This window comes from Roseospira visakhapatnamensis, assembly GCF_014197915.1.
GTDB classification, from domain to species: domain Bacteria; phylum Pseudomonadota; class Alphaproteobacteria; order Rhodospirillales; family Rhodospirillaceae; genus Rhodospira; species Rhodospira visakhapatnamensis.
Genome location: NZ_JACIGK010000019.1, coordinates 76,401 through 88,537, shown reverse-complemented (window position 1 = coordinate 88,537; position 12,137 = coordinate 76,401). Strand labels below are relative to the sequence as shown.

Sequence of the window (12,137 nt, the reverse complement as noted above, 5' to 3'; positions counted from 1 at the left end):
CACGCAGCCTTTCGATCCCTCCTGGGAATCGTCACCACCAAAGGCCCCATCACCTACGATATGTTGATCGCACCGGAAGCAAAGGGATAAGCCTTCTCCATTTTATTTTCATGGGATTCAATGAGATAGGCTCAACACCCTCCTCACCCGGGGTGCACCCTCCTGAAAAAGGATGTGCAGACAATAGGATAAGCGACATCGGAGGCACTCTTTTATCTTGCCTTCTAGGTTCTTCTGAATGCCTGTCCCTGTCCTATCTACACTCAATTCATATCATCTACGCTGAAATACGCCCGCTTGCTCTGTGTGCTCTTCAGAGAGAATCGCATCGTTGTTCCGGCGCCTTGCCCAGTAAGAATTACTAAAAGGTGTTCCAAGGTGTGATATTCTCGCTCTTTGCGACTGTGAAAGATCTGGCTCCAAGGCGCACTCGGGCATTCGAGCGAAGGGGCGTCGCCCTTGTTCATATCCCTTGGTTCGACCGGACCGGGACCATCCCTTCGTCCCAGGAGCCGGCGCGCGCAGGGGCGGTCAAGGATGGCCGCAGGCCAGCCCGCGCATGAGCGCGGGCCGTGTCCTTGACGGCCCCGAGCACGCGGGCCTGCTTGGCAGGGGCGGGACGCGGTTAACCAGCGTTCAACGTGGCGCATAGGCTAATCACCCGGTGGCCTGCGGACGCAGCCGTACAACATCGCCTTCAGGCGCCGGGTCCAGCAGCCTGGCAATGCGAGCCGCCACGGTATTCGCGGCGGCCACCAACGCGGAATCAGGGAGATGGGTATACCGTGCCGTCACACCCGGCACGCTGTGCCCCAGCAGGCCGGCGATGGTCATCTGGGACATGCCAACCTCCTCGGCCACGGACGCGAAGGAGTGCCGCAGGACATGGGCGGACACGTCGGTCAACTTGGCCCGCATGGCCACCCGATCCAACACCTTGGGCAGGCCGATGAAGTGGCCATCCCCGCTTCCCGGGAAGACCCAGGGCGAGTCCTCCCGCCGGGGAACCGTCTCCAGCACGGCCAATGCGGCGCGGCCGACGGGGCGCACCTGCTCGCCGGACTTGCTGTCCCGCAGATGCACACACCCGGCCCGGGGATCCACGTCATCCAGGCGCAGGGAGAGGGCTTCCATGCGCCGAAGACCCGTCATGAGGATGAACCGGATCGCGGCCAGTCCGACGGGGTTCTCGTCCTCGGCGTCGGCGTCGTGGAGCGCAACACCGAGGGTGCGGATCTCGTCGACCGACAGGAACCGCTTGCGCGGCCGGTCCGCGAGTTTCCGGGCACCGTCGGCGGGGTTGGCCTCGATGATCCGGCGGCGCACGGCATATTGGAGAATGGTCTTGACCATGCCAAGCGTCCGGGCGGCCGTGCCGGGGCCGCCCGCCGCCGAGGCGCCACGTCCGGTCCGCTTCGCGGTTGCCGTGCGTCCGGCGGCAATGTCGGCCTGCATGCCCTTGAGATCGCCCAAGGTGAGGTTCCGGACCTGGCGTCGGCCCAGCAGCGGCTTCACATGGCACTCAATCCGGCCCCGGTCCAAGGCCAGCGTGTTCGGCTTGATTGTCCTGCCGGTACGTCCGAGGATCTTGCCGGCCTCCGCCTCGGCCAGATAGGCGTCGCACAACTCGGCCACGGTCATCGCGGAACGGTCGGCGTGGCGGTTGGCGGACGGGTCCTGTCCCTTCGAGACGTCCGCCAGCTTCTCGCGCGCCAGTTTGCGGGCCTCGTCCGGGGTCAACGTGCCGACCTTGCCGACCACCATGCGCCGCGTGGCACCCGCGCCGGTTCGGTATTGCACGAGGTAGCTGGCCACCCCGGATGGCTTGACTCGGATGCCGAACCCCCGGACATCGGAATCCCAGACGAAGCGGTCGCGGCCGGGATCCGGCTCCAGGGCATCGACAAGGCGCTTGGTGAGTCTGGGCATGCCCGCCTCCCTGTGGACTCCGCTCTGCTTCCCCGACCCCATCCTTTTCTTCGGGGAAGCATGGGGGAAGCAGAAGAGGGGCAAATCGAGGGTGCTCGGGATGAGATAGTCGCAAACAGGGTGCGCCGAAAATCGTTTTTTTTCAAAGTATAAGGTGCGAGAGAGAATTTGAGAAAACTCAGGCGTAGAGCCGATCACACCCTTGCCAAGGTTGGGGTCTTGAGTTCGAATTTCATCAGCCGTTCCAGTTTTTCAAATACATTCCAATGAGTTACGAACGGCCCTGCGGGGCCGTTTTTGCTTACACGGGTTCCTGACGGGGGCTGTGCAAGCGTTGTGTAAGCAGGTGGAAAGATGAAGGTCTGTCTGTTTCGATCGCCACGAATCTGACGCGCTTCCGTTGCTGACGGGCTGATGTGCGCCTCAGGGTGTTTGCCTTAACGAGGCCGGGACGGTTGATCATCCCGCTTATCTATGACTCGGTGCCGAAGAGGCCAAGGCCGAAATGGCTGCCAAAGCCGAGAGCCATCGGGCCGCTGCGTTCCGACGGAAACGTCAGGGTCAGAAAGGTGCCTTGGCTGTCCGGCTGTCGTTCGCCAGAGCGCGAGCGGAAGCGGTGGAAGTGGATGGGGCGCAGGTCCTTGCCGCTCTTCAGGTGGATGGCCGGTTCGGCGTGGACGTGGACGGCCTGTGCCTCCGCGTCACCCAAAATGCCCCGCCGTACCAACAGGCGGCGGATCTCGGCTTCGTAGCCGCCCTTTTTCAGGTGGCCGGCGGCCAGGAACGGCGTCAGGCTGGTCCAGGTGCGGAAGGTTCCGAACAGGCGGCTGGCGGGCTCCTCCTTCGAGCCCATGAAGTCCTCCGGCTGGCCGAAGCCCTCCAACACCAGATGCCATTCCCTGACGGCGCGGGCGTGGGTTTCCGCGTCCTCGGCGGTGCGGTTTTTCGGATTGACCCACAGCTTGCGCAGGCCGGACAACTTGGCTTGGGCTTTGACGTCGAATCCACCCGGCAGCCAGACCGTGACATGGTCGATCCAGCCGTCGTTGTCGGCGTCCTCGGGCAGCCAGAAGGCGTGGGCGTGCGCGGGGTCGTCACGCAGGGCGCCGTTGTCGGCGCCATGGCCGGAGATCTCGGGCGGGGCCTTGAACCGGCCCGTGTCCGTGTCCCGGCCGAAGGTGCTCATGGCCGCCACGCGCATCAACTCGCCAATGCGGATGGTGTCCTCCACACGCGGGCGCGGACGGCCGGTCAGCACCCAGCGGACAACGGTGGGCATGGCCTTTCCGGTGTGGATGGCCGGGGCACGGTGGCGCCGGCGGCGGGCCGTGGGGGACAGGGGCGGCCGGACATAGACGACCTCCCGCGACGCCGGCGGGCGGGTCCAGCCGACCTTTTGCAGATCGCCGGTGTCCAGAGACAGGGCGTCGAGCAGGGACTCGGGAAGCGTGCCCTTGAGTTCACCGTCTACTTTCTTCGCCAGGGCTTTCGGCGTTGGCGCCTTCTTGCCGGCGTTGCAATCTGCCACCGTGAGTCGTGCCTTGGTCTCGGCCATCAGGCGGGTGCGTTTGTCGGCATACTCGGTCGCTGACAGGGGCGCCAGCACGCGCACGGGACTCCCATCCGCCCCGGTGGCTTCGGAGCCGGTCACGGGGTGGCAGTTGGCCCGCCATTTGCTCTGGTCCGTCGACACCGCGGCCTCGACCCAGCTTTCCGCCCGCCCCAGGTATCCCAGGCCGTTCGCCAGGTCCCAGGCAAGGTCCAGCAGGTCGTCGTCAAGAGTCACGTGCGGCCAAGCCGCGACGATCTCGCTGTCGGCGGGCAGATGGGCGAAGGCATCGAAGATGAGCTTAGGATTGTCGCCATTGACGGGCATGTAGTGACGGGTGTGGCTGTGCACCGCGTCCTCCGGCAGGTGGAAGACGGGCGGCGTCTCGGCCAGGGCCTCGATCAGGCGGGCCAGGGTGTCGCGCGGCCAGCGGTCGGGATCGCCTTTTTGCCACCATGTGGCGACCAATGCTCGCAGCAACCGCCAAGGTTCCGGCGGCCAGGCCACGTCCGCCTCGTTGACGTTCCGCCCCCAGGGCGTGGCGTGATAGCGCCCGGCCGGAAAGCGCAGGATCAGAGCGAACATGGCGTTTAGCCCTTTTTCTTTTTCGTCGTTTTGGGGCTATCGGACTTAATAATGAAGGACCGGTCCTTCGTTCCAGCTTTTTCGTTCATCTGGAAGAAACGATTCACACCCCTCTCGTCTTTTTGTCCGGCTACGACTTCGATCATATCGGGTATTTTATTCTCAAGTGATTTGAGGCTCGGAAGGGACCACCCCTTTTTCGGGTGTGATATCTTGACATTCCCCCAAAAGTTTTCGTTGCACTCGGCCTCCTGACCTTCCTCGCCTTCTTTGATTTCCAACTTGCAGCCCGAGCGCAGATTTAGGCCATCACAGAGGAAACGACCGATCTTGAACAATGCGAGCGCAATCAGAAGCCCATTAACTTCGCCCGAAAACCCGTATCCTCTGACTTGCTGAAGGTCTATATTGAAAAACGCACGTATATCCGGGGACGTATAGTCGTCACGCGAATAAATCACGTTTCCGTCACCGTCTTTCAGGCCAGGTTCCACCCGGTTGACCTTCACGCCGCCACTGGTTGCGATTTTCGCCTGTCCAGCCTCTATGAAGCCAGTCAGTGTTCGTGGAAGCCGAATGACGCCCGCGATCTCTTCAAGAAATACCCCATGAAGCAAGGCGTTGGGGTCGTACCGCAAAAGAACGGGCGCCAGCTGCTTTCTTGCGCTAAAGGGTTCCTTGTCCTTGAATCCAATCTCTTTCCCGATTACTTCCTGAAACGCAACGTACCGTGCAATGTACTCCGAGTTCAGTCTGTGTGCCTCCAGGACAGAGTTCGTAAATGCCGAACCATCAGGATTTACCACCTTGACCACAGGCAGGCCCTTCAGCGGCGCCACCCAGTCGTCCGCGACCTCGTCCCAGCAGACGGCCTCCAGGCGGTTGGCCATGCTCTGCGCGCTTTCCACCAACACAACCTGTCCCTCGCCGTCGGGATGGCTGTAGACGGCGGCCCCCAGGTTGGGAAAGCCGGTGGGCTGGAAACGGGTGCCCTGCACGGGCCGTAACGGCACCTCGATCAGTAGACGGGATTCGTTTTCCAGGGCGGAGAAATCAAGCGGCATCGGTGGTCTCCTCGGATGGGGCCGGTTCGGTGGGAGGGGTTTCGTCGTCCTTGGGGTCTTCGTAGGCGACCGCGATTAGTTTCTTCAGGGCCGTCGGGCTGATGGGAATCAGCAGGGCGGCGGCCAGCCGGTCGCCCTCCAGGCCGGCGCCGAACAGGGTCTTGGTATCGCCCATGCGGGCGGGATCGAACGGCGAGGCCAGCCCGGAGGCGCGCGCCCGCGCCAGCGCCGCGCGGATGGCCGGGTCGGTCCGGTTGGTGCGCAGGCGCGCGATCAGGCCGGGCGGCACCGGCAGGCGGGCGCCCTCGGGCAGGATCTTTTCCGCCCGCAGGGTCGCGTTCGGCGTGAACAGGGGTTTGAGCGCGGCGTAAGCGAAGGCCAGCGATTCGGGTGGACGCTCAACCCGCTTCAAGTGTGTCGGTTTGGCCCACACCAGCCCGGCCAGCAGGCGGGCGCACCGCGCGTCGTCGAACGCCCCGGACAGGAACCAGAGGACATCTTCCAGTCGCGCCGGTGCGGCGGCGGCCAGGGGCTTGTCCTCCAGCCCACGCATGGCCTGCTCGATCAGGCGGCGTTCCAGCACCGCGACCATGTTGCGGGCGAGCCCGCCCGCGCCCCACACGGCCAGGGGCTCGGTGCTGGGGTAGCGTTTCCCGGTTGGGTCGGTGGGGGGCGATTTCGCGTCGTACCACTGCCGCCGGTCGGCATACACGCTGCCCAGGTTCAGCGGCACGAGTTGCCCGGCCAGGGGCAGAAGGCGATTGGCCTGTTTCTGCCATCGTGGCCAGGGCGAGCGATCGTCCTGTTCGTCGCCGTCGCCCCCGGCGTCGATCCCATCGTCTGGTGGATGCGCGGGCGCGGAGTCGGTCGGCGGATCAGCGTCTTCGGGATCTGCCGTCGCCTTTCTACGCGGCGCATCGGGATCGCTCCCGTCGCCCCACCCCAGGCTGGCCAGCGCGGCGGCGACGCGGAATTCGGCGGAGCCGTCATCGGCCTCCCACACCCAATCGGCGCGAAGGCGGGGCGGCGGCGACAGCGTCTCCCGCGCCTCCTTGCTGTGGGTCATCCAGTCCACGACCTCGCCCAGCGCCATCAGGGCGGCACGGGCGCCATCCTTGCGCCGATTGGCCGAGGTCATCAGGAACAGCGCGTCCTCCAGACGGCGGACGGCCGTCTTAGCCCGAGCCGGCGCGGTGCCGCCGCGCGCCATGGATCGCACCCGCGACAGCCATTCGCCCCGATCCAGATCGGCGATGAGGTCGTCGGACGTCTGCCCCGGCCGGGGCGCGTAAAAACGGCCCAGGGGCGCGGTGATGAACATGTTGCCGTAACGTGCCTCGAAGCCGACGCGCTCGAACGAGTCGATGCCCCGATTGACGCCCATACTCGCCACCGCGCGCGCGAAGGACAGGCCATCCCGCGCGGCGCGCTCACCGATGTGGGCGCGGCCCTCCGCGAACAGAGCGCGCAATTCGGCGTACAGCGCGGGCCGGGTCCACAGGGGCAGCCAGATCTCCCGCGCGCGGTTGGAGTCCTCATCCGCCAGGACAACGGCGCCGGACCCCGCCCCCCGATGCGAGACCGTGAACGGGAAGCTGCCACGCGGTCGGTGGGCCTCGCCATGACGAGACGCGGTGCCGGCCAGAGTTAGCGCGCCCTCGATCAGTAGAGTGACAGACCAGGGGTCCTCGCCGCTATCGCCGGAAAATCCCGTGCCGGCATTGGGCGCGACAAGCCGTCCGGGCGAGAACTGGCTCAGTCCTGTTCGGGACCGCGCGGCCCGGTTGGCGCCCATCAGAGCCACGTCGAGACATGTTTCCGCCGTGTCGGTGGCAGAACCTGATTCTGCTTCAAAAAGTTGCAGAAGGCTGCGATGAAATGTGCTGGAATAATCCAATCGACCATCGTTTCCGCCGCTTCCTAAAACAGCCGCAGCATCAAAGTTATCCCCTAGTGCAACAATCCCCGCATCGAGCCAAGACACCAACCCATTCTCTGCTTCTGTGCGCACTCTCTCAATAAAACTTACCTTTCTTTGCTTCGATGGAGCTTCCGTGTATTGAAGTTCAGACAGAATGCTCTGCATCGCGCGGATGCTTCGGGCCAGGATCTTTAAGCGTCCGGCTTGTGCAGTCGCGAGCGTTGCAACCTGAGTCGTCGCCTTCGTCTTTCCGGCGGCACCATAAAACCCACTGTCCGCATTCCACGGTGCCACGATGGGCGAGGGGGCGTAGTCCTCCAGGAAGAAGCGGGTCAGGGCCTCGCGGTCCAGGCGGCTTTCCAGGTGGAAGGCCTCGTTTCGCCAGAAACCGCGCGCGGTCGGGTCGGCGGCCGTGCCCGTCACGCTGTTTTCGGGCGTGGAGAGCAGGCGCAGCACGCCCAGCGCCTTCAGGTAGCCGGCCAGGGGGGTCGGCGTGCAGCCCTCCAGGCGATGCTGATGCACGGTTGCCGTGGGTGTGTCAGTCATCGGAGCCCCCCATCGGGTCATGGTGGCGGGCCGCCGTCTGCTCGTTTTCCGACGCGCGCCAGTCGGCGAGGCGCACCAGCGCCTCCAGCCATGCCAGTTGGAACGGCCCGTAGCGGTCCAGCAGGGCGCGGGTGCGTTCGGTCCAGCTTGCGCCGGTCACCTCGTCCCGGCCCAGGTCCATGACCGAGAGAACCAGCGTCCTCTCCGGCGAAGCCGTGCCGTTATCCAGGTCCACGGCCGGCAGGGGATCGCCTTCCCACACGCCCCGGGCGAAGCGGCGGCCTTCCGGTGCCGGCTGTTCCTTGGGCAGGGCGCGCAGCGACAGCCGCACCTTGCCGTGGTGGGCGGCGATCAGATAGGCGGGCAGATCGGCCTCGCGCGCCCATCCGTGGTGGGCCAGGAACGCCAACGCGGAGGCCAGTTCATGGCGGAAATAGGCGCGCCCCTTATCCCGATGGTAGGCCGCCGCCTTGGCCAGAAGGATCGCCGGGTCGGCGTCGCCTAGCCGGGCCTGAAAGTCGGCGTGCGCCTTGCCGACGTCGTGCCAGCGCGCGGCGGTGACCACCGCATCGCGCTCCGCGCCGGTCACGCCCAGCGCCGCGCACAGCGCCTCGGCCTCGGCGGCGACATGGCCCAGGTGCGCGGTCAGCGGCACCGCGTGATCCTTGCGGCTGTCCTGGTCATCGTCGGCGGTCTCGGCGCCGGTGTCCGGCGCGGCCGGTTGCGCCACCACCGGAACCGGTGTCGCGCTGTCCGGGTTGAAGCCGCTGTCCGGATCGTATCCGCCCGCCCGGGAGTCGAGCATCAGCACGAGCCCGGGCCAGGGATCACTGTCCAGCGATCGCCACGTCGGCCGGCGGTCGGTGTCCTTGTCGCTTCGGGAACGCCCCCCTCGGCCTTGCGGATCGATGCACCACGCCCGGCGCGCCGCCTGCGGCAGTTTGTCCTTTTTCCGGAGGGCCTTGAGCCAGTCCGTCGTCCGTTGCCCGATCGGAATCGCGCACAGCTCATCGCGCGTCGGGGATGGCTGATCCTCCAGCGTGCTGTCGAGGTTCTCGCGCCAGAACACGCGCACGTCGGTGTCCTCGGCGTCGCGGACATACGGCGAGATGTCCACGTCGAAGCCGGTCAGGTCCGGGTCGGTGTCGAACAGTTCGATCAGGTCCTTGCGGCGTAGCACGCGGCGCACCGGCGTCGGGTCGCCGGGGTCCCCGAGGGCCGACGGCGCGGCATCGGTCAGACCAGCCAGCCGGTCGCGGGTCTCTTCCAGGTCCCTTACCTCATAGGGCGCGGCGCGGGATGCGGCTTCCTTGTCGTCGGAGTCGGCCAGGACATCGATCCAGACCACCGGGGCGCCGCCGTCGGCACTGTACTCGCCGCGCCGGTTGACGCGGCCGAAGCGCTGCACCAGAGAGGCCCACGGCGCCAGTTCCGTCACCATGACGGCGGCGGACAGGTCCACGCCGGCCTCGATGGCCTGGGTGGCGACGATGATGAGGTCCTTCGGAGCGCCCGGCGCGGGCAGCGCCTTGGCCTTGGCCGCTCGTTCCGCCGGCCGGAACCGCGAGTGGATCAACAGGGTTTCCGGTCCCGACCTGGCCGACAGTGCCGCGTGAACCGCCTGGGCGCGGGCCACGGTGTTGACGATGACCAAAGTGGGATGGCCGGGTTGATGGTGGTCCTGCACGGTCTGGGCCAGGGCTTGCGTATACGCCTTCGCTTCGTCCTTCTTTTGGCTGGGCGGCGGCGTCTCGACTCGGGTCACCGCCTTGCGCGCCGAGACGATGGCCTGGATCCGGGCGTCGCCGGTGTCCTCCGGGAAATCGTCCGGCACGTGCCAGACCGCCGGCGTGTCCCGGAAATCGACGCTGTTCAGCCAAGCGGGGTCGAGCGTCGCCGACACCCACAGGCTGCGCGCCGGCCGCGTGCCGCCCATGGTTCGCCGGAACGCCTCCAACTGGGTCGAGGTCGGCCGCGCCGCGCCCATGGCCTGCACCTCGTCGAACACCCACAGGGCGTCGGTGTGCAGAAGGGCGAAATCCACCGGCCAACGGAAGCGGCTCATGGCATAGCCGCGCATCAGCGCCCGGCTAACCAGCATGTCCTGGGTACCGATCAGAATGGCGGGCTGATCTGGGTCCCGGTACCACGGTGGCTCGTCCGCGCCGCCCATCAGGATGTGGACGTCCTCGCATCGCGGCAGACCGGGAAACTCGGCAAGCTCTGTCATCCAACGCTTCGTCGCGTCCGCCGTCTGCTCGACCAGGGTGCGCATGGGCAGGCAGTAGACGAGACGGCGCGGCACGTCCGGATCGCCCTGGGCATGGCGCCACGCCCACGCGAGAACCACGCCAGCAGTCTTACCCAGACCGGTTGGCGCGATCAGGGCGTCTGGCCACGTGGGCGTATCGGCCGGGACGTCCGACCAAAAGGGCCTGTCTGCCAGGGCCGCTTGCCAGGCATCGGGTGTGCTGGTTCTCCGAAAGGCCGTTTTGAAAAACGCGCTATAGGTCATGCTCTCCCCCGACCAACCGCCGGTCTTGCGATCCATGCAGGCATGTGCCCCGATGGAAACCAGAATACTCATGCGCGCCGATCCACAACGCAAGGAGTGGATAAGTCAAGCGCCACGGCGATGGATTGCCGAACGCCACGGCAACGGAGACCCCTTCGGTTCCCTCAGCGCGCCACATTCACACGCCCGTGCGCCAATAGCGGTCACGGTCCGCGTTTGGATCGGATGGTGGCCGGGCCGATGCCGTCCCGCCTTCGCCGTGAAGCGGAGATTTCCTCGTCATAACCCGGGGTCCACTTTCTCGGGGACCGGCTTATCCCCCTGGTTCCGGCGACCGCATGATATCGGTGTTCCTTGCACAAGGCATGCGCCGCATGGTGTGCCAACCTGAAACAGGGGGATAAGCCTTCTCGGGGAAAGGTCAGCCGCCGGATCCCGTGAAACGTCGGATGATCGACCGCGCGCGTGTGGCGGCGGCCACCGCCAGGGCTTGACGCTTACCCCGCCCTCCAGATCTGTTAGGGTGTGCCCACGCCGTGGCGCCGTCCCGTCCCGTTATCCTTGCGGAGTGTTCCGATGCCCCATGATGCCCAGGCCGAGGCCCTGTTCTTCGATCGCGCCGGTCTCGACCGTGACCGGGTGACCGCCCTGGTGGATGACGCGCTGACCGGCTGCGATGATGGCGCGCTGTTCCTGGAGTACCGGCAGTCGGAGAGCTTCGCGCTGGACGACGGGCGGATCCGCAGCGCTGCCTTCGATACCTCGCAGGGGTTCGGGCTGCACGCGGAGGTGGGCGAGACCGTCGGCTTCGCCCACGCCAGCCTGCTGGACGAGCAGGCCATCGCCCGCGCCGCCGAGACCGTCAAGGCCGTGCGCCTGGGAACCGGCGGGTCCCTGGCCCTGCCGCCCCAGCGCACCAACCGTCACCTGTATGGGACAGATAACCCCATCGACGGCCTGCCCATGGATCGCAAGGTGGCCATCCTGTCGTCCATCGACACCTATGCGCGGGCCAGGGATCCCCGTGTTGTCCAGGTGATGGCCAGCCTGACGGCGTCGTGGCAGGCGGTGGTGATCCTGCGTCCCGGGGGCGAGACGGTGGCCGATATCCGCCCGCTGGTCAGGGTCAACGTGGCGGTGGTGGTGGGCCAGGGCGACCGCATGGAAAGCGGCAGCCATGGCAGCGGCGGACGCCTGTCCTACGATGCCTTCGTATCGGAGGACGCGTGGAAGGGGGCGGTGGACGAGGCGCTGCGCCAGGCCCTGGTGAATCTGGACAGCGTCGACGCCCCGGCCGGCGAGATGCCGGTGGTGCTGGGGCCGGGATGGCCGGGCATCCTGTTGCACGAGGCGGTGGGGCACGGCCTGGAAGGCGACTTCAATCGCAAGAAGACCTCGGCGTTCTCGGGGTGCCTGGGCGACCGGGTGGCCGCGCCCGGGGTCACGGTGGTGGATGACGGCACCATGCTCGATCGCCGGGGGTCCCTGTCGGTGGACGACGAGGGCACGCCCACGGGGCGGACGGTGTTGATCGAGGACGGTATTCTCAAGGGCTACATGCAGGATCGCATGAACGCCCGCCTGATGGGCGTGGCGCCCACGGGCAACGGCCGGCGCCAGTCGCACGCCCATCCGGTGCTGCCGCGCATGACCAACACGATCATGGAGGCCGGCGACAGGGACCCGGCGGAGATCCTGCGGTCGGTGAAAAAGGGCCTGTACGCCGTCAATTTCGGCGGCGGTCAGGTGGACATCACCTCCGGCAAGTTCGTCTTTTCCGCCTCGGAAGCCTACCTGATCGAGGACGGCAAGGTCGGCCCGGCGGTCAAGGGCGCCACCCTGATCGGCAACGGCCCGGAGGTCATGACGCGCGTGTCCATGATCGGCAACGACCTTCGGCTGGATCCGGGGGTTGGCACCTGCGGCAAGGAAGGGCAGGGCGTGCCGGTGGGCGTCGGGCAACCGACGCTGCTGGTGGACCGGCTGACGGTGGGCGGCACCCAGGCCGCCTGACCCCGGGGAGGGCGG

The 12,137-nt window shown here is 66.4% G+C and carries 6 protein-coding genes; 1 reads left to right on the top strand and 5 read right to left on the bottom strand.

The window, feature by feature from the left end; all coding sequences use genetic code 11:
- Window positions 1–657: 657 nt before the first annotated feature.
- The 5 genes from GGD89_RS12950 to cas3g form a co-directional block, all read right to left on the bottom strand.
- On the bottom strand, window positions 658–1,929 hold the full coding sequence (locus GGD89_RS12950; RefSeq protein ID WP_184045903.1) for a site-specific integrase: 1,272 nt from the start codon (window positions 1,927–1,929) through the stop codon (window positions 658–660).
- 472 nt (window positions 1,930–2,401) lie between these two features.
- Window positions 2,402–4,063: a type I-G CRISPR-associated protein Csb2 gene (csb2, locus tag GGD89_RS12945; RefSeq protein WP_184045901.1), complete on the bottom strand. Its 1,662-nt coding sequence runs from the start codon at window positions 4,061–4,063 to the stop codon at window positions 2,402–2,404.
- A gap of 5 nt (window positions 4,064–4,068) precedes the next feature.
- The gene (gene cas7g, locus GGD89_RS12940; RefSeq protein WP_184045898.1) at window positions 4,069–5,127 is read right to left on the bottom strand and encodes a type I-G CRISPR-associated RAMP protein Csb1/Cas7g; all 1,059 of its coding nucleotides are present in this window, start codon (window positions 5,125–5,127) and stop codon (window positions 4,069–4,071) included.
- Window positions 5,117–7,594, bottom strand: a complete 2,478-nt coding sequence (gene cas8g1 / locus GGD89_RS12935) for a type I-G CRISPR-associated protein Cas8g1/Csx17 (RefSeq protein WP_184045897.1) — start codon at window positions 7,592–7,594, stop codon at window positions 5,117–5,119. Before cas8g1 ends, cas7g begins: the two co-directional genes overlap by 11 nt.
- Entirely contained in the window at window positions 7,587–10,109 is a 2,523-nt protein-coding gene (gene cas3g, locus GGD89_RS12930; protein WP_246423099.1) for a type I-G CRISPR-associated helicase/endonuclease Cas3g, read from the bottom strand. The genes cas8g1 and cas3g overlap by 8 nt, the downstream gene beginning before the upstream one ends.
- A gap of 576 nt (window positions 10,110–10,685) precedes the next feature.
- On the opposite strand from cas3g, the gene tldD reads away from it, so the two are divergent.
- Window positions 10,686–12,122 carry a metalloprotease TldD gene (gene tldD, locus GGD89_RS12925; RefSeq protein ID WP_184045893.1) on the top strand — a complete coding sequence of 479 codons (1,437 nt, stop codon included), beginning with the start codon at window positions 10,686–10,688 and terminating at the stop codon, window positions 12,120–12,122.
- Window positions 12,123–12,137: the final 15 nt, after the last annotated feature.